This is a genomic window from Sphingobacterium zeae, assembly GCF_030818895.1.
In the GTDB taxonomy this organism is placed as follows: domain Bacteria; phylum Bacteroidota; class Bacteroidia; order Sphingobacteriales; family Sphingobacteriaceae; genus Sphingobacterium; species Sphingobacterium zeae.
On record NZ_JAUTBA010000001.1, the window covers coordinates 2,727,174 to 2,746,096 of the forward strand.

Consider the following 18,923-nt stretch of genomic DNA (forward strand, 5'->3'; position numbering starts at 1 on the left):
TCAATCTTATAAATAAGTCGCTAACACTATCATCCCTAATAAAGTGTTATTCGGATTTACAATTTAAATTATGGAACAAAATAAATTTACATATGAAGAGGTGTTTTTAGCTTATAAAAAGCTTAAGAATTACTATTATAATGACAACACTTCATTATTTATAAAGCAACGAATAGCTGAATTTGAAGAAGAAATCGAATACGGTGAAAATTTTGAAAGATCATTATCAATCAAATTCAAAAGTGTTCTCAAGATATTAAATTCTTCGAATTCCAAAATCTGTAACTATTTAAGGGAAGTAATAGGTTGCAAAGTAACGCCAAAATCTTTATTAGGTAAGAAGGGGAATCTTCTTACTAATAGAACCAATTCAGAAGATATATTATTAGATCGTATAAACTACTTTATTGATGCACCTGTAGAGGTTCATCTTATTTCTGTGTTGTGGATTACAAAGATTGGGGTACATCTTAATAAGTTGATTGATGAGGATAATTATGCTTACAAACTTGAGATAATAGAGGATGATGATGAAAAGGAAAGTCTAGTAAATGGATTCAGAATTTTTAAACCGTATTATCTCCAATACCAATCTTGGAGAGATAATGCTATTGGTGCTGCTGAAAAGATACTCTCGGAGAAGAAAGATGCAGTAATATTAAGTTTAGACGTTAAAGATTATTTTCATTCAGTGAGAATGAATTTTGACAAACTAGAAGAAGATCTATCGAAATCAGGAATTGAAGTTAGATCATCACCAAAGCTTTCGAAACTATTTGACCTGGTTCCTATGATAAATGAGGTTTATACCGATTGTCTCAATGGATTGTCAAATGATAGCTTCGATTTTCCAATATTACCGATTGGATTACTTTCGTCAGGGGTACTAGCTAATTACTATCTTAATGATTTTGATAAAAAAATAAAGAAAACATTAAATCCAGTATACTATGGTAGGTATGTAGATGATATAATGATAGTTCTAACAAATACACGAGTTTCTCAAAAAAGCATTTCTCCCGTCAATAGATTTTTAAATGATTACTTTGTAAAAAGACGTCTATTAAGTTTTGATTTGTCTGAAATTATGGATAATTTTTTCTTTAAAGATACCAATGAGACAAATGTACCTTTCTTTGTTGATGTGTCTGTTTCTGATATCGATCCGGAAAATGTCGATTATTACGTATTCTTACATCATGCTAATCAGATCAAATTTAAAATTAAGGGATATGATTCATTAAGGATACAAAGCTCTAAAGTTATGCTACAGGATTTTCATTATAATGAATCTCCTGCGTTGATAAATAAGTTTAAAAAAAATATTGAGAAAAATCGTAGCGAATTTAGGTATCTACCAAACGAAGACGAAATAGATAAAGAATTTGACGAAGAGGCATTTTCAATGCAATATAATGATTCGATAAATAAGCTTAGGAGCGTTAAAGAATTTAGGGAGGATAAATACGGAGCATCAAAGTATCTAGCGGCAAAAATTTTTACATCTAGTTTAACCGAAAAGAGTAAAAAGAATAAAAAAGATAATAATCAGATACTGACTTTTTTTAAAGGAGAAATTGGAATTGATTTTCATACTCTATGGGAAAAAGTAGCAACATTCTTTGTTGTCAATAATGAACATGAATCGTTATTTAAGTTCTTTAATAAAACACGAATCGCTATAAATAATATCAGGTATAAAAATTCTCCGAATAGTGATCTTGAACGGAAAATTCGCCAAGATTTACTTGAATATTTAAAAATATCAATTGCAATTTCAATTGCCTATCACTTGAAATTTAACCTCTTTAAATTTTCAAAAATTAATAATTGTGATGTCGATATTAGAATTTTGGCAGAAAGTTTTAGAAAGGCAAATTTGTTTAGAAATACGTGGGTGTCAATACCTGCTTTGAACTATACCAAATATTTATCAACAGAGGATTTTGGCTCCAATCTTCTAGAACGCGAAAGGAGTAAGATCAATAAGGATTTTATTGATGGTAATTTGGATCTATGCACAAGGTCAATCAAATTAGCACCTAGATATGTCCAATTTCACGAGATAAACATTTTGAAAATTTATCAAACCTTAAGTTCTATCAAAAATACAACCGATAGAGTCTCAAGTGATATAGTCGAGATTCCTAATGCTGCTTTTAATGATTACTGGCGAATAAACTTCCAATGGAAATGTATAGATTATGATCAAGTAAAAGTCGATGCTTTAAGAAAATTATATTTTGAAATTAAGGGTGATAAATTAAGGGATGAAAACAAAACTGTTCGAGTTTTTTCCACTACAGGAAAAGAAACAAAGGATAAAAAGATTGCTTTAGCAAATGTTAAAATGAATCCTCAAGATATTGAGCTTTCTTTTCGTAATAAAGCAAATGTAAAAAAGGAACGAAGAGAACAGTTGTTCAGACTAATGAATGAGGTTGAGAAAGAAGAAGCTGATATCTTTGTTTTACCTGAAGTATCTATTCCATGTGAATGGGTTACTCTCTTGTGCCATCAATCTAAGAAAAGTAATACCTGTATAATTGCAGGATTAGAGCACTGGGTAAATGATGCGAAGATTGCATTTAATTTGATGGCAGTTGTATTACCTATTGAAAAAGGACCTTATAGAACGTGTCTTATCAACTTAAGGCTGAAAAATCATTATTCACCAGAGGAGAATAAGTTGTTAAAAGGAAATCGATTATTGGTTCCGCGGGATATTTCAAAAGACTACAAAAAAGTGTATACATTGTTTAATTGGAGGGGAGTATATTTTTCGACTTATAATTGCTTTGAACTTGCCGATATTCATGATAGGGCATTGTTTAAGTCTAAAGTTGATTTTATCGTTGCTTCTGAATATAATAGAGATATTTATTATTTTTCTGATATAGCAGGATCGTGGGTTAGGGATTTACATTGCTATTTTATCCAAGTAAACTCTTCTGATTTTGGGGATTCGAGAGTATTACAACCTTCCTCATCTATAGATAGAAATATACTTCAAATTAAAGGTGGAGAAAATTCGTCTATCATCATTGGAAAGCTTAAAATTGATAAACTAAGAGAATTTCAACGAAAAGACCACTATCTACAAAAAGAAGATGGAACATTTAAACCTACCCCGCCTGATTTTGAAGTAGATAATGTTGAGAAAAGAATAAATAATGAATGTATTATTGCTTAAATAATATCATAGACAATTTATAAAAATGAGGAGTCAGTAATAAGATTGGGTTACTTACAATTATTTAAGGACGATTTGATCTTAAGAATAAAGCGAAATAATGAAACAACAGATTTTAAAACCTGAAAATTGGCAAGATTTTGAAGAATTATGTAAAGTTCTATGGGGAGAAATTTGGGATTGTTCAGAAATAAAGAAAAATGGACGGGCCGGACAAACTCAAAATGGTGTAGATATTTATGGGATTCCTAGAAATGAATCAAAGTATTTTGGAATACAATGTAAAGGTAAAGATGAATATACAAAGTCAAAGCTAACTGAAAATGAAATATGTTCTGAAATTAATAAGGCTAAAGAGTTCAAGCCAAATTTAGAAAAACTATATTTTGCGACGACAGCAAATAAAGATGAAAAAATAGAAGAATTTGTTCGGATTAAAAATGTTGAAAACCTAAAACAGGGTTTTTTTGAAGTTCATCTTTTTTGTTGGGAAGACATTGTTTATCTCATTGAGCAAAATAAAAGAGCAAACGATTGGTATGTTAAAAAACAAAATTTCAAGACTAATTTTCGAGTTGATGTAACATTATGTAATAATAAAATTCATGAAACTTTCAGTCCAATTTTAATTAAAAACCACATTCACTATAAATTTGTAGAGGAAAAAATCATTAGCAATGGGAATTTTAGAATTATTTTAAATCCGAAAGAAAAAAGAAAACAAAGACGATATATTGATACTGAAGCACAACCTGTCAGATATTTTATAACGGGAAAAAGCATCAATAAAAGTTCCTGCACATTTTCGATTAAATTAAAAAATATTGGAGATTTACAATTAGAAAATTTTAAATTATATCTTTCTTTTAGCGATGATTGTTTTAGAACAGAAATTGTTTCAAAACAAATGAAATTCCTAGATTCATCCAAGTATGAATATAACTTGAGATGGAATCAAAGTACAAGCGATTTAGAGTTCACAAATAGTAATCAAATTTTAGTTCCAAATGATGAAATAATTTCTGATAAAATATGTTTACGCCCAGATATTGAATTTCCGTTTTGTTTGGTTATTCCTTGGAAATTAGTTTCAAAAGATTTTATGAAAACAGGACTACTATATTTGGAGATGAATTCTAGGATTGAAGAGAAAGAAAGTGTTGAAACTTATTCTTCCAATTTTGAAGATGAGATCATCTTAGAAAATTATACAGTGAGTGAAGAATAATGTTGACCAAAAAGACCAGAAAATAATAGACACAATTATTATACTGGAAGCCAAGGAAAAATTAAGATCTGGAGTTAGCTAAGGGAAGATTACATAAGGATCAGACAGAAAATTATTTAAATCATTTGTTTTTATTATGAGATATAATCTTGAAGTTCTTAATGACAAAGAATTTGAGGACTTAGCAAAAGACTTACTTGAAGCAAGATTGAGTAAAGAATTTGAAATTTTTAAAGCAGGTAAGGACGGTGGAATTGATTTAAGGTATAGTGGCAAGTATTCAAACGAAATAATAGTGCAAGTTAAGCACTACATAGGGTCGAAATTTTCGGATTTAAAAAATCAATTGGTGAAGGAAAAAGAAAATTTGGATAAGTTGTCAGACAAGCCTAAAAGATACATTGTCTTTACATCAATGGCACTGAACCCACAGGAAGCAGACGAAATTAAAAAAATTCTTAAGCCTTATGTAAAAAAGACTGGAGATATTTATAATCGAAGGATAGTTGAAAACCTGATTTCAAAAAATCCGGAAATTGAGAAGAAATATTTCAAACTTTGGTTAACAAGTACAAATATTATGGAGCGAATTCTGCACAATGCAGAGATTATAAGTTCCGAATTCCAAGAAGAAAAGATCAAAAAACGCTCTAAATTTTATATTCAAACTACCCATTTGGGAAAATCATTTGAAATTCTAAATAAAAACAAATTTATCATAATTTCAGGTGAACCAGGTGTTGGCAAAACAACTTTGGCTTATATGCTTGTTTACGAATTACTAGGGAATGGGTTTAAGCTTATATATAGTGATCGTGCAATTAGAGACGCTGAGCAAATTTTATCAAAAAAAAATGAAGATAAACAAGTTATATTTATTGATGATTTTTTAGGTTCGAATTTGGCAGATTTCTATTCGCCAATTAATCCTGAATCCACAATCATAAGATTTATAGAACAAATACAATCATCAGTCAATAAATATTTAATTTTTACTTCTAGGACTACTTTACTAAAAGAAGCTAATCAACGTTTTGAACATTTTGAAAGAGAAAGAATAAAGGATATTTCTAATTATGAAATTAAAGTTGTGGCATATACAAAATTGGAAAAAGCCAAAATTTTATATAATCATCTATATCATTTTAGTATGTCGGAGGAATTTAGGGAGGTTTTCTTTACGAACAAGAATTATTTAAGAATAATTGAACATACTAATTATTACCCCCGTTTAATTGAATTTTTAACACAAGAAGGTAATTTCAACCACTCCGGATTTAGCTCGGTGGAAAAATATCTATTTGCCAATCTAGACAATCCGGAGAAAATTTGGAAAATGGCTTTTGAAAATCAGCTAAGCAGACATGATCAAATTTTTTTAGAAACTGTTTTCACGTTTGGTGATAAGGGAGTAGACTCCGAAATATTACAACACGCTTTTGATAATAGAATTGAAGTGCAGAATAGATCGAGAAAGTTGGTTGATGACGTAAATACTTTTAACAATTGTCTAATTAAGCTTCAGGATGGTTTTCTAAAAACAGAAAAAGATGCGAAAACGCGCAAGTTGCTAATTTCTTTTATTAATCCATCTATAACAGATTTTTTGCTTGATTATTTAAAGGACAATCATTCAGAAAGGAAGTTAATTTGGTTATCCAACATATATATAGAGCAATTTGAGAAACGATTTGGAAAAGATGGAAATAGATATCTTACATGTCAGGAATATGAAAAAGATATATATATAAATTATTTACTGGATAGTTCAACGTCATTACGTTCAGTTTTTGGAAACCAAAACTGTGCTTATAGGATTTTAAAAATATTTTTCAACATGTTTCCATTCCACATTAAACAAAAGCAAGAGCAGGTCATTGAACTTTTACACAGCGTTATAGAAAATAGGGCTAGGGTAGACTGGGCATTTTATTCTATTTTAGTAGATATTTCACTTGAACAATTAGATGAGTGCTTGATTTTTATTGAAGATAATTGGGATCATTTTATAGACCTCATGCTCGAAAATATTGATTCAGCCGACGAGATACGATATGTGATTGACATCCATAAGATCTATCAAAGAAATTTACAGGATTATTTGAGTGTTAATCATCATCAATTTATTTTTAATGAAGCAGTTCAAAAGGTTTTTCAAGAGATATTAGATGATCAAGATTTAACAGACTGTGTAATTTTTGATCCTGAAGGGAACTTGTATGAAGATCATTCCGAACAAAGTATAAAAGATAAAGCCTGGGATATATATCAAGGTTTTTTGGAAGATGAAGAATTATTAGATTTCGTTCCAGAAGGTGAAGAACTTTATAACGTTGATATTCAGAAAATTGTTCAACAGTATATAGATAATCATAATTACTATTACGACAATATATCTCATAGTGGAAGAACAAATGAGCAGATTTCTGCGAAAAATATTGATAATGAAATAGAGAGAATCTTCCAAAGATAGCATGACTGTATCCGCCCTATGAACTACATGTCAGGGGAGCGTAACACCAACTGTGTTATGGGATTAAAAATTTAATAACCTCTTTTCAGTTTGGGAGTGTAAATTAAACCGGGTCTAATACGGTTCTTACTTTACAGATGGATAATTAACCAAAATCTAAAAGCCTCTGTAAAGTTTGAGCCTATCCTCAAATTTAGAGAAGCGCTAAGATTAAAGTATTCGAGGCTTTAAACAACATGAAAGCCTAGTTACTAGAATCGTAAAAAATGGATGATCATTCCTCAATTATTAATCAATACGTTGAATATATAGCCGCATTTTATTCCGTATCTTTCAAATAAAAATATGGCAAATCAATTTCTTATCAAAAATACAGTACAAGATCTTCGAGCATTGTCCTCGATGGAAATATCAGATCTACAATCAGGAGTTTATGAAGGAGTGATGTTATTGGGATACTATGCTAAAGGTGATACGCCGGGTCCAATTGAATATTATATCTCTAACACTACTGATCCTGATAACGAAGGTAGCATTATAGTGTTAGATAGTATATCACTAAGGTATCAGTCTAACGGAGAATGTGATGTCAGGTACTATGGGGCTTTAAAAGGCACAGATAGTACTATCCAGATTAACAGGTGTCTTGAAAACGAGCGGATATCTGTAATATCAGAGGATTATTTTGTCGACCCTAGAGGTAGGGCTGATGGTAATTATACAGGAGGTATTAAACCTCAAAGTAATTCCACATTGATTTTTAGAAATAATTCTAAACTTAAATCTATCACAAACAGCGATGCAAGCACAGCTATACTTAATCTTACGAAGGTTAATAATGTTATAATAAATGATGCATATGTAGAAGGTGATATTGAGACCCATACTGGCACTACGGGAGAATATGGACACGGAATAGTTGTGTATGGGTGTGAAAATGTAACACTGACAAATCCAAGGGCTGATAAATGCTGGGGAGATGGTTTCGCTATAGCAACTTCACGTAACGGTGATGGGTCTATTGTTGTTCAAAATAAAAATGTAAATATATACGGAACATTATCTACTTACTACAACAGGCGGAACGGAATTTCAATTATAAGCTGTGATGCTCTCTATATTCAAAATATAGATTCAAGATACACTGGAATTATAAAGGGTACTGCTCCAATGTATGGTGTTGACATAGAGCCGAACCCAACTGGGGTGGATATCATCAATGTTGTTATAGATAATATTTATACTGCTTATAATAGGAATGGCGGAGTTGAATTTGTTCCTGCATATATGCAAAATGCAGCCTACAACAACAATGGCGTGTTTAATTGCAAAGTTAAGACAATAGTATCTGAATATGACGGGGACACATCTAATCCTAACACTGGTGGATCTGGAGCGATTAGGTTTCCTTTTGTCGATGTAACTTCTGATGGGGCCGTTGAGACAAATAGAATAATTGGGAAAATACAAATTGAAATTATAACAATAAACAACCCAGTTAAACAGGGCATTGTTTTCTCTAGAGTTGCAGACACCGGATTAACTATAAATATTGATAGCATATCGATAGCTAATCCTCAAAGTGCTACAGAATCATCAAACAGACAGGTTAAAAATGCAATCTCATTTGTCCAGCAAGCAGTTCAATCAACTTATGGGCATATCAATATAAATAATGTTTATATAAATGACTATAATAACAACCTTATAACAGGCATATATCTTGAGCCCATTAACTCGTCTACAAATAAATACAAAAACGTTAAAATAAATAGTTACACGCATATAGGAACTTGGTCAGAGCCTATTGATGCTCCTGTTTATTGCTCTGGGAGTGAAAAATCTGTAGACATAAGAATGTCAACTCCCGTAACGCTTAATGTCACTACCGCTGGCTTAACTTTATCAAATCAGACCTGTGTATCCGAATATCTAATAAATTTAAAAAATAGCTCAATAATAACTCTACCTAGTTTAGCAGTTAATGCGTGTAAGCGAATTAGTATTTATTCAGAGACTCCAAGAAAAACAGCGAGTACGGTTAACGGGAGGACTGTAGATCAGTATATTAATTTATTTCCTAGAAACAATCAAAGTATAAATATACTCGGTGAATCAGAGGTTAATCTAGAGTCTTATAGCGGTATATGGAAAGTAAATTCCAAGAAAGGTAATGTATACGCTCAAGGTTTTCCTATAAATGGAACGACTGCTTCAAGACCTGTGCTGACAACTGAATTTTCAGGGTTTCAATATTATGATACCACATTAGGTAAGCCAGTATGGTGGAGCGGGACATCTTGGGTAGAAAATCTTCAAGTTAATGCCACAACTGTAACAAAAGGTATAGTGAATCAATCCGCACCATCATCTGATAAAGCCACTAGTCCTTCCCCAACCTACACTCAATCTGAAGTGAAGGAAATTTTAACTGAACTGAGAGATTTAAAAACAAAACTACGCGCAGCAGGTATACTAGCAACTTAATTATGAAAACCAAAAGCCTAGACAAAAATTCTAGGCTTTCCCTTATTTACACGTTGGGATAATTTTACTGGGACTTCACCATATCCCAACTTTACATTAAATTTGAGGATAGGCTCAAACTTGATAGAGGCTTTTAGATTTTGGTTAATTATCCAATGACACAGTTTGAGTTATACTCCCGGCAGGGGGGCAATTAATCTTTACAACTGCCAGCATCACAATGTTGAATAAGCCCCGGTATATCCCCGAGATTTCGACCAGCCCACAATGTGCTCAGCAGTATATCGGGATCTTCTTCCATACGCTTTTTGATTTAGGGAAAGAACTTCTCCTGCGGATTACACGGCTCTGCGATATTCAGGGCTTAATTTATCATATAAAATGAATTTGTATGGGATTTTGTATGTTACAATTTTATATTTGATTCAAACATTTGTACAATTCTTTTTGTCCAAAAATATCGAATTTCATTCCTCAACAAGCAGAATGCCTCTATAATTTTACCATTATTGTTCTCTTCATTTAAATCAGGTTGCAAAATTTTATAAACTACAATGCAACGGACCTTTTTCTCACCGAAACTATTAATGTATGTTATATTATATAAATGATTTACTTTAAAATCAAACTCATACGGATAAATAAATTTATTTTGAACTAATTTAGGATGTTTGTTGAAAAAGTAATCACTAAACAATTTAGAAGGCTTACTTATTATTGGCCTCGCCTCCTCAATTAGTAATTCAATCTCCTTATTTAAAAGAATATCAAATATTACAATAATTATTGATAAGTGGTTGTATCGTACATCTACTATTCTAAAAATAGAATTCTCAATTTTCAAGTTTTTAGACTTATCAACAATAATTTTTGGCAACTCATATTCATAAATATATTTGTTATCAATTGCTTCGATAATCGCCTTCTCATCCTCATTATCTGATACTTTAGCAAGAATGCTTTTAGGCAAAATATCTTCTGAAAATAGATTAGTTTTTGGATTAAACCACTTAACTTTAAAACCTTCGTCGGAAAAGTCTTTTAATTTCTTGTTCCCTTCAATTTCAATTTCCTTTTGTTCCAATATTAAAAAAACTGGAGGAAGATGGTTTAAAGTCGAGCTTGAAGAAGATTTAGAACTACCATTATCCACTTGATAAATTGACTTTAATTTCTTTAATTCATCAACTGTTGATCGTAACGTGTATTTTGAAAAAAGTGCGAATTCATCTTGCATACAATCATCGCTTCCTTTAAATAATACTAATTCATCGACATTAAACCATAATTTTTCAAACTTATTTATGTTAGAGTTATAAAAAACGCCTCTTATTTTAGTAATGTCGGTCTTTGTATAATCCCTGTACGCAATTTCAATTACATTAATTATTGGAGAAATAAATAGAGCATTTGCACTAATTTTTATAGGGTCAATATTATGGACATATGGATGTGTTTTAAAAAGCAATAAATCACCTAACTTGATTTTTTTCATAAAAATTATTATATATTTGATAAATAAGGGGGGCGGGGTATGTCACCTGATTGGATCATCAATTACAAACGTTTTTTAAAGTAATTACTTGGTTAACTTAAGTTAGCATCGGTTAGACATTTCAATGTACTCCTCTTCGCGAAGAGTCGTACATCGTATGTAAAGATAATCAATAATATTATATGTATCCAATTCATGTTCATAAGAATTTGTGTTGTTAAGTATTCTATGATTGTAATCTTAATATATTTCGGAAATTATGCAGTGACTCAGAAGTGGGTTTCGATCCAAATTAATTGTTATGACCATCCCTAAATTACTGCTATTGCCCCCCTTTTTAAACTATATTATATGACCTTAATTAATTCTAATGAAAAACCAGATTGGTTGAAATCAAAAGGCTATATACACCTTACTCCAAGCATAAGTTTAAAAAACTGGAAATCAATTCCTAAAAAAGCTTCAAAATGAAGACTATATCAACAACTATAAGTTTTTTCCATTAATTCATCGGTTATTAAGGGAAAGAAAATATAAAAAAGTTGATTTAGAAAATCATGAACCTATAGAGTCAAAAATAAAAAAAGATCCTAACGGAGTAATTACCAAGCTTTATTGCGCACATAAACATTTTAATAAAATAGAAAAAAAAATTGAGAGAACTAGAAAGGATAGACATTTATTTTATGCTACACATTTTGATGCACTTATTTATGCATTTTACTCTCATTTAATTAATAATCTGTATATAAAAGAGTTAGAAAAAGACGAAGTTCTAAACAAAAGTATAATCGCATACAGAAAAATTCTATTAAAAGATGGTGATAATCCCAATGGACCAGGTAAAAGTACAATTCATTTTTCGAAAGAAGTTTTTGATCAGATACAACATTATTCATCAAAATTTGATGAGGTTGGAGTATTAGCTTTTGATATTAAGAATTTTTTTCCTACAATCGACCATAAAATTTTAAAAACCGCATGGACTAAGCTTGTCGGTATTGAAAGATTTTCTGCATCTCATAATAAGGTTTTCGAGGCATGTACAAACTATAGATATATTAATTACAATAATTTAAAATCTATTGAAAGTAATGATAAATGGTTTAATGAAAGTCGATTAAACGAAATTAGAAGGAATAAAGGGTACAAGTGCATATTTAAAGGCTATGACGAGTTTAGAGAATCGTTAAAACAAAAGAAACTCCGTGTGTATAATCCGTATCCGGCCTATGAACTACAGGTCTGCTGATTTTTTGAAGTTCTGAGGATATAGATCCTTTAAGTTTTTATGGTTTATTGACATGATGTTTTCCAAGGTATGCTTTAACCACTGGAAAGGGTTCACCTCATGCTTTTTACAGCTAGCAAAGAATGAGTAGATCATCGCCGCACGCTGTGCTGCTTCATGGCTTCCTGCGAAGAGGTAGTTTTTTCGTCCCAGTGCAACGGGGCGAATGGCATTCTCGATAAGATTATTGTCTATGTGCAGATTTCCATCATACAGGTATGCTGATAGCGCATCCCATCTAGCGTATGCATACGCCATAGCTTTACCGATCTGACTTTTAGGCAATGTGCTTTTTATCTCTTCAAAGATCCATTTGCCCAGCTCGTTAATAATAGGTAAGGATTCGGTCAATCGAAGTTCTTTGATCTGCTCTGCGCTTAGATTTTCGTGTTTGGCTTTCCGCTCAATGGCATAAAGCTTCTGGATCATTAGCAATGCCTTTTCAGCTCTTGCTTTATCATTATCCAATGCTTTTTCAAACTCACGGCGTGCGTGCGCCCAACAGGCCAAGTGCGTCACTTCCTTCTTTTTGCCATACTTTTCGTATACAGTATAGCCATCGGTCTGGAGATAACCCTTAAAGTTTCCAAGCATAGGCACAGCGGCAATGCCACCACGGGTAGGGCTATAATCAAACAGCACGGTTCCCTCCAATGGAGCGTGGTACACCCAATAATAGCCTTGATGGGCAGCGCCTTTTTTATCGCTGTCCAATACTTTTATTGGGGTTTCATCAACCTGTAAATAACCCTGTGATTTGGTCTGGAAGACGAGTTGTTCATAGAGTGGTTCCAGTTTCTCCAAGGCTTGTCTGGCCCATCCTTCGATTGTTGAGGAAGCTATCTGTATATTTTCTCTGGCAAAGATCTGTTTCTGTCGGTATAGCGGGAGATGATCTTGATATTTACCGGTAAGGATCATCGCAAGCAGGCTCGGCCCAGGGATTCCTTTGTCGATTACACGCTCGGGAAGCTCGGCAATGGCCACGGCAGATTTATCTTTGGCAGCATATTTATAACGGATGTAACGTTTGATATAGAACCTTGCAGGTTCGCATTCCAATTCTTCCGTAATTTCTTTACCGATATAAACCATTTGGGATAGATCACCTTCGGGATGGATTTCAACCTCTTCTACAGGGAGGTGGGCAGGTAATTTAGCACGTCCTTTATGATTAGGTCGTTTACGTACATACTCGATCTTTTCTTTGATTTCCTCCTGTTGCTGTATAACTTCGGCCGGCGCTGCTTCAAAGGGAAGCATGGTCTGATTTGGATCGCCTTCGAATCGCTCACGCTTCTGCCCGAACTGCATACGCTTGTACATAGCGAGTTGGGACTCTAGGTAATCTATCTTTTCATCTCTTTCAACAAGGGCTTGGTCACGACTGGAAATGACCTTGATAAGGTCTTCTTTTGAGAGATTTTCCAGTGCTGTTTCCATACCCTAAAGATACGGAATTACCCGCGCTCATGCAATTAAATGCCGCTTTTAAGGCAAAGTAAAACGTCTTTTTTGAATACTTTTTACGACCTGTATCCCCTCAATCATCAGCACCAGATCACTCCATGACAACTCTCCGTTTTTTATACTGGGCGGTACGAAAGTACCGCTCTCCAGCCGTTTGTAATACAGCACAAAGCCACCCTTCTCCCAATGTAACAGCTTCACGTGCGTACGGCTACGGTTTAGGAACACAAAAACCTCCCCACTGGTAGCTTGCCGCTGCATTCCTGAACTGATCAGTCCACAAAGTCCATCAAAAGACTTCCTCATATCGCAAAAACCATCATAAAGATAAAACCTATGCGATGAGCCTAGCGCAAACATCAGTACAGACGGATCAATTGAGAGAGAAGTCCAAGATCATTTTCTACCTTTATACGTACACCATTGGGATAAATTACCTCAACTTCACTTTTTCTGCAGGCCTTGTCGATGGATATAAAACTCCCCGCAGACGAAACGTTTTCTTTACTGCGCGAATACCAATAATAAAAGGTGGCCTCATTTATCCCTTTTTCTGCGCAGTATCGTTTCTTGCTTATACCGCTTTGTTGCCAGTCTGCTATCAGGGCAAACATCTGTATTCTTTTTTCTTCTTTGCTCATTTAGCAAAGCTCCGCATTATACATCGCTCAGAAAATATGTACTTGGTAGGGCGGATACTATAATCCTAATTATAAAAGAAAAGGAATAATAAAAGGAATACCACAGGGATTACCTATAAGTGCTACTCTCGCAAATTTATATTTACTTGAATTTGATAAAACCATTATTAAAGATCTTATAATTGGTAAAAGTGCTTTCTATCGTCGATACTCTGATGACATCATTATAATCTGTCCTATTGATGAAATAGCACATTATGAAGCAACAATCATGAGTTTGATTGAGAATGTTAATTTAGAAATTAGCAAACAGAAAACAGATCGGTACATATTCAAATATGTTGGTAATAATAAAAAGACTAGATTAGAATGTTTTAAGCTAGATGAGGAATATAATATTATTAAAAAAGACAGACTTATTTATCTAGGGTTTGAATATTATGGATATCAGACTTTAATAAAATCAACGAATCTAGCAAAATATTACCGTAGATTAATTAAGACGGTTGAAAGACGAGCAAAACGAATTAATAATGCCATAATTAATGAACCAACTATTCCGAAGGCAATATTTTATAGTCAAATAAAGAAAGTAATAAACAGACCCATAAAAGATGATCTTGACAAGGCTGATAGTAAAGTTCATTATAAAAATACTATAAATATCTTAATCAAAGACCCTTCTACAGGTCAATTTAAAATGAAAAAGATTCAACCAAACTCAAATAATGAAACATATAAGAAATCAACTTATATGGGGTATGTAAACAGATGTGTTACAATACACAATTCAAAGACATTTCTTCATCAGCTAAGAAAAAGAAAATATATTTTAAATACTGCAATAAAAAATAAATTAAAAAAATTCACAACCTAAGAGTAACAAACCTTGACCTGTAAAATTTTTTGAATATATTCTTTGTCCATAAATAAGGAGCTTTGAAATTATAAGTTCATTTCATCAAAAACTACATTCCAGAAATCTTCGCAAGAATTACTTTGTGTCTTATTTATAAAGACTCCTTCCTCATTGACCCCAAAATCCTCAAGTTGATCACAAATTCCTATATCTATAATTTCACAAAGGAGCGTTTTACTAGCTTCAAATATCGATGGCGATAATTTCCTAAAACCGTTTATTTCTTTTGAATAATCCATATTAGTATTACAATCACCTAATATTGAGAATAGATTACCTAAATATCCATCTATATTATTGGGGCTTACACTACGATGAAATAAATGGAAGTTATTTCCCTTCCTCAGGTAAAAATCAGATACAAATTGTTCTGACTCACCACCAATTTCAAGGTATAAATCAAAAAATAATTTATGCTCTATACAATTGGAAATATGTTGTAGGCAGTTTCTTGTAATATAATTATTTAGTTCATAGGGCATTCTCAATTTAAGAGTAGGAAAAATACCCCCGAAGACTTGATTTATATAGACGTGACATAATTCATGATTGAATGAATTTATATTCAAGCTATTCAATCGAAATTCTGTTGTATAATCGTCTGAGAAAAGTTCAGAAAAATTGTTATCCCAAATAATGATATTGATATTATCTTTATTTTCAATCTTTTCCCATAAGGGATTATTTTTTTGTGTCAAAAGTTTCTGTAAATACTTTTCTTTCATAAAATAAATTTAGCTTAACTAAATTACTAAAAATATTAGAAAAACAAAATTCCCTAGCATCGAGCTATTTTTAGGGAGATTACACTTTTATTCATCGTCCAAATTTTAAGGACGGTTTTACCAATTAAGGGAAGAAGGATCGCTAATTTTACACATTTTATTTTTTTAGGGATGAAGTTGCTATTTTGTTGCTATGGGGTTATATTTGGGTTTAACTTAATTTTATGGAATTTATCGAACCTAAGAATTCTTTGAACTTGCAGAGGTATTAACTAATGTTTTTACCGGAGCTGTGGCTGTTGTGGGGTTATTAATTGCCCTTAAAACATATGAGGTAGCAACCAAAGCATTAGGGGAGTGGAAGAATCAAAAAATTTTTGAAATCGATATTGATGGATATGCTAATACATTAGAAGCATTAAAAGTTTTAGAAGATCTAAGATTCGAACAGTACAACCCTGATTTGGTCCAAAGTCATAGTAAAGAAATACTTACGGATATTTTTAATGCAGGTGAGAAAGACGTTTACAAATCTTATATAAACTTATATTCTTACATAGGTTACTATTCTGATTTAAAGCCCAAAATATTTGAAGTTAGAAAAAAGGCAATAATTATATTTAATCAATCGGAAGATAAAGATTTGATTGATTTTTATGATCATTTCATGTCTTTTGAAGCTAATATTTTCTCTATACATCATAACTATCACACATCTATAATAAACAGATTTATAGATAAATATGAGTACAATACCATCGTAAAAGAAAGTCCAGCAGTAAACTTATACTTTAACGCTATAAAACTCGAAAATCCTAATATCGAAGATTTTGAAATTTACAAACTACTATATGAGAAATTCTTCTTACTACACGATGGAGACTGGTTAGAAAGCTTAAGGGCAAAACATACTTCATTTTTTTATAGAAATTTCAAAAGAAATGTGAATTAGAGAAAAGCCACCGACGGTAGTGTAAAGTAACATGTGTCAATGATTTCCAATTGATATTTTATGGCGCTACGGGAGTGTAACTCAAACTCATTAGAATAAAATCTTAAAAACCTCTTTCTAATTTGAGTCTTTTCCCAAATCTAATATAAAGTTGGGATATAGTCAAGCCCCAATTGTGTATCGGCATCGTCCATTTTTTTGCGATATCCTTTATGATCAGATACAACATCAATTTTATGAGCGCCTGCTCAGAGCTGAAAGCTCCTTCAGACTTAATAATTTTTCGTATCTGACGGTGCATTCCCTCGATCGGATTTGTGGTGTATATAATCTTGCGAACCTGATCCTCGTACTCAAAGAAATTAGAAATATAGGTCCAGTTATCCATCCATCCAGGAAAGACAACAGTATTATTTTTTAAGGTTTTACATTTACAAAGCTATCAAATGAAACAGATTCGCCAAAATTTTGGACTTGGAATTCAATAGTCAATTTGTTGAATTCTTTTTCAATTTTATCAGCATTTTGCTGTCTAATAACTCGCATTTTTAAACCCTTGTATTCAAAATCCTCAAAGTAGTTTTCAAACTTTTCATTAATTTGATTAATGGAAACAAAACCACTTTCTTTTACTTCTTTAAAGAGTTTTCTATATTCTTTTTGGACAATTATAAAATCAGTTGGAGGTAATATTATTGGTATATGTTTTGGCCAAACGCAAACTCTGTAAATTTGGTTATCATTTTTATTTTTTAGTAGAAAATAGCCAGGCACAAATATATCTTCGTCCAGATTTTCTTGTAAATCATTTCTATTAAAAGAATACTTCCAAACAAAGTCAGATTTATCTTTATCGTAATATTCAACGTTAAATTCAGAAAAATTTTGAATAATTAATCCTTCGTTATGTTTTATCCATTGCCTTTCTAAATAACCCTTTTCAAACCTTTGAGGATTGTTATCGTCAATTTCGTCTTGGGGATTTAATATGTAAATATCTAAATCTGAAATTATCTTTTCTAGTATTGGAAATACTTCATAGCCGAAAAAGTTGGGACGAATAAAATTTATCGTAAAATTAAAGTTTAGATTTTCAAAATCGGTGAAATTGTCCCAAATTTCAATATCTTCTGCTTCAATATTTGGTTCGTTCAAATCAATCCCAAAGTACACACCGGTTTCTTCATTAAAATAACTCCATTGTGTTTCATTTTCTTCGGTAGTTAAATATTCAGAACTATTTAGATAATTAATAATATCCTTTTCAGATTGATTACTTGATTTCTTTTTATAAAAGTATAAATCGTAACTCATAATTTTTTACGTGAGATGGGTTTTGCTAATGCCTTGGTGAAGGAGCGCAGCTGTATCTAAGATACGAAAGTGGAGCTGTTTTGCCAAGTCGGTAGTTGTAAGGCTATGTGATTTACGGTTGAATGGAGTTTAAATGTAATTCTTCGTCGCACAATCCAATTATTTGAAATTTAAAAATATCAAAATTATTTAGATTTATAGACATTTACTTCATTGCCATCAACTATCACAGTACCTGCGACAACAATGTATTTACTATTTCTTGTCATAGAGCTAGATATATATGAGCTAGAATAATTCCATCCTAAAGATTCAAAAAACTTTTTGATTTTATCAACGATCATACCTTTTGAACAAAATTCTTTATTACTCAATAGGTGAAAGGTTATTGCATAGGTAATACTTGGTCGTTTCTCTAACAAGTTAGAATACGCAACATTATTTTTATGGATGTGTTTTAGCTTATTACGTGAATCATTTTCAATCACGATCTCTTGTTCATTAAGCTCTATTAACGATTTGTCGAAAAATGAGCTTGCCACATTAATTGCATCTATATTAAATAATGACTGTCCTTTCCTTATCCTAGATAAAGTTCTAGTTGATTTCTCAATAAGATGGGCAAAATCATTATCTTCAATCCCATTACTGTCAATTAGCTTCAGGATATTTGCAGTAATTACTTCTCTATTTATACTGGTCATAAGTCAAAGATGGAACTCGACCGAATTACAA

The 18,923-nt window shown here is 32.0% G+C and carries 13 protein-coding genes and 1 pseudogene; 6 read left to right on the forward strand and 8 right to left on the reverse strand.

Annotated features, from left to right (window positions below):
• Window positions 1–70 precede the first annotated feature (70 nt).
• From QE382_RS11385 to QE382_RS11400, 4 genes are all read left to right on the forward strand, one after another.
• Window positions 71–3,193, forward strand: a complete 3,123-nt coding sequence (locus QE382_RS11385; protein ID WP_307185999.1) for a reverse transcriptase domain-containing protein — start codon at window positions 71–73, stop codon at window positions 3,191–3,193.
• Between the two features lie 100 nt (window positions 3,194–3,293).
• Window positions 3,294–4,421, forward strand: coding sequence for a restriction endonuclease (locus QE382_RS11390; protein ID WP_307186000.1), 1,128 nt, complete (start codon window positions 3,294–3,296; stop codon window positions 4,419–4,421).
• Window positions 4,422–4,557: 136 nt separating this feature from the next.
• Window positions 4,558–6,894, forward strand: coding sequence for an nSTAND3 domain-containing NTPase (locus QE382_RS11395; RefSeq protein WP_307186001.1), 2,337 nt, complete (start codon window positions 4,558–4,560; stop codon window positions 6,892–6,894).
• A gap of 345 nt (window positions 6,895–7,239) precedes the next feature.
• On the forward strand, window positions 7,240–9,381 hold the full coding sequence (locus tag QE382_RS11400; protein ID WP_307186002.1) for a hypothetical protein: 2,142 nt from the start codon (window positions 7,240–7,242) through the stop codon (window positions 9,379–9,381).
• Between the two features lie 406 nt (window positions 9,382–9,787).
• On the opposite strand, the gene QE382_RS11405 is transcribed toward QE382_RS11400, so the two are convergent.
• The 4 genes from QE382_RS11405 to tnpA form a co-directional block, all read right to left on the reverse strand.
• Complete coding sequence (locus QE382_RS11405) at window positions 9,788–10,876, reverse strand: EVE domain-containing protein (protein WP_307186003.1); 1,089 nt, start codon at window positions 10,874–10,876, stop codon at window positions 9,788–9,790.
• Between the two features lie 1,237 nt (window positions 10,877–12,113).
• Entirely contained in the window at window positions 12,114–13,610 is a 1,497-nt protein-coding gene (gene tnpC, locus QE382_RS11410; RefSeq protein ID WP_307185126.1) for an IS66 family transposase, read from the reverse strand.
• A gap of 48 nt (window positions 13,611–13,658) precedes the next feature.
• The gene (gene tnpB, locus QE382_RS11415; protein ID WP_307185127.1) at window positions 13,659–13,997 is read right to left on the reverse strand and encodes an IS66 family insertion sequence element accessory protein TnpB; all 339 of its coding nucleotides are present in this window, start codon (window positions 13,995–13,997) and stop codon (window positions 13,659–13,661) included.
• Window positions 13,997–14,278 carry an IS66 family insertion sequence element accessory protein TnpA gene (gene tnpA, locus QE382_RS11420; RefSeq protein WP_307185128.1) on the reverse strand — a complete coding sequence of 94 codons (282 nt, stop codon included), beginning with the start codon at window positions 14,276–14,278 and terminating at the stop codon, window positions 13,997–13,999. The genes tnpB and tnpA overlap by 1 nt, the downstream gene beginning before the upstream one ends.
• 85 nt (window positions 14,279–14,363) lie before the next feature.
• Here tnpA and QE382_RS11425 point away from each other — a divergent pair, with 85 nt between their 5' ends.
• A complete protein-coding gene (locus tag QE382_RS11425; RefSeq protein WP_503167761.1) occupies window positions 14,364–15,155 on the forward strand; it encodes a reverse transcriptase domain-containing protein in 792 nt (263 codons plus the stop codon).
• Window positions 15,156–15,223: 68 nt separating this feature from the next.
• On the opposite strand, the gene QE382_RS11430 is transcribed toward QE382_RS11425, so the two are convergent.
• A complete protein-coding gene (locus QE382_RS11430; RefSeq protein ID WP_307186004.1) occupies window positions 15,224–15,922 on the reverse strand; it encodes a hypothetical protein in 699 nt (232 codons plus the stop codon).
• 292 nt (window positions 15,923–16,214) lie between these two features.
• On the opposite strand from QE382_RS11430, the gene QE382_RS11435 reads away from it, so the two are divergent.
• The gene (locus tag QE382_RS11435; RefSeq protein ID WP_307186005.1) at window positions 16,215–16,874 is read left to right on the forward strand and encodes a hypothetical protein; all 660 of its coding nucleotides are present in this window, start codon (window positions 16,215–16,217) and stop codon (window positions 16,872–16,874) included.
• A gap of 103 nt (window positions 16,875–16,977) precedes the next feature.
• On the opposite strand, the pseudogene QE382_RS23550 reads toward QE382_RS11435, so the two are convergent.
• From QE382_RS23550 to QE382_RS11445, 3 genes and pseudogenes are all read right to left on the reverse strand, one after another.
• Window positions 16,978–17,265 (reverse strand): annotated as a pseudogene (locus QE382_RS23550) (transposase); the annotation flags it as partial.
• 26 nt (window positions 17,266–17,291) lie between these two features.
• Window positions 17,292–18,188 carry a hypothetical protein gene (locus QE382_RS11440; protein WP_307186006.1) on the reverse strand — a complete coding sequence of 299 codons (897 nt, stop codon included), beginning with the start codon at window positions 18,186–18,188 and terminating at the stop codon, window positions 17,292–17,294.
• A 185-nt stretch (window positions 18,189–18,373) separates the two neighbouring features.
• Window positions 18,374–18,892 carry a hypothetical protein gene (locus tag QE382_RS11445; protein WP_307186007.1) on the reverse strand — a complete coding sequence of 173 codons (519 nt, stop codon included), beginning with the start codon at window positions 18,890–18,892 and terminating at the stop codon, window positions 18,374–18,376.
• Between the last annotated feature and the right edge of the window lie 31 nt (window positions 18,893–18,923).

Bases quoted from the DNA above. Each gene is read 5' to 3' on its own strand.
- QE382_RS11385 (WP_307185999.1), top strand. From the start codon at position 71: ATGGAACAAAATAAATTTACATATGAAGAGGTGTTTTTAGCTTATAAA.
- QE382_RS11390 (WP_307186000.1), top strand. From the start codon at position 3,294: ATGAAACAACAGATTTTAAAACCTGAAAATTGGCAAGATTTTGAAGAA.
- QE382_RS11395 (WP_307186001.1), top strand. From the start codon at position 4,558: ATGAGATATAATCTTGAAGTTCTTAATGACAAAGAATTTGAGGACTTA.
- QE382_RS11400 (WP_307186002.1), top strand. From the start codon at position 7,240: ATGGCAAATCAATTTCTTATCAAAAATACAGTACAAGATCTTCGAGCA.
- QE382_RS11405 (WP_307186003.1), bottom strand. From the start codon at position 10,876: ATGAAAAAAATCAAGTTAGGTGATTTATTGCTTTTTAAAACACATCCA.
- tnpC (WP_307185126.1), bottom strand. From the start codon at position 13,610: ATGGAAACAGCACTGGAAAATCTCTCAAAAGAAGACCTTATCAAGGTC.
- tnpB (WP_307185127.1), bottom strand. From the start codon at position 13,997: ATGTTTGCGCTAGGCTCATCGCATAGGTTTTATCTTTATGATGGTTTT.
- tnpA (WP_307185128.1), bottom strand. From the start codon at position 14,278: ATGAGCAAAGAAGAAAAAAGAATACAGATGTTTGCCCTGATAGCAGAC.
- QE382_RS11430 (WP_307186004.1), bottom strand. From the start codon at position 15,922: ATGAAAGAAAAGTATTTACAGAAACTTTTGACACAAAAAAATAATCCC.
- QE382_RS11440 (WP_307186006.1), bottom strand. From the start codon at position 18,188: ATGAGTTACGATTTATACTTTTATAAAAAGAAATCAAGTAATCAATCT.
- QE382_RS11445 (WP_307186007.1), bottom strand. From the start codon at position 18,892: ATGACCAGTATAAATAGAGAAGTAATTACTGCAAATATCCTGAAGCTA.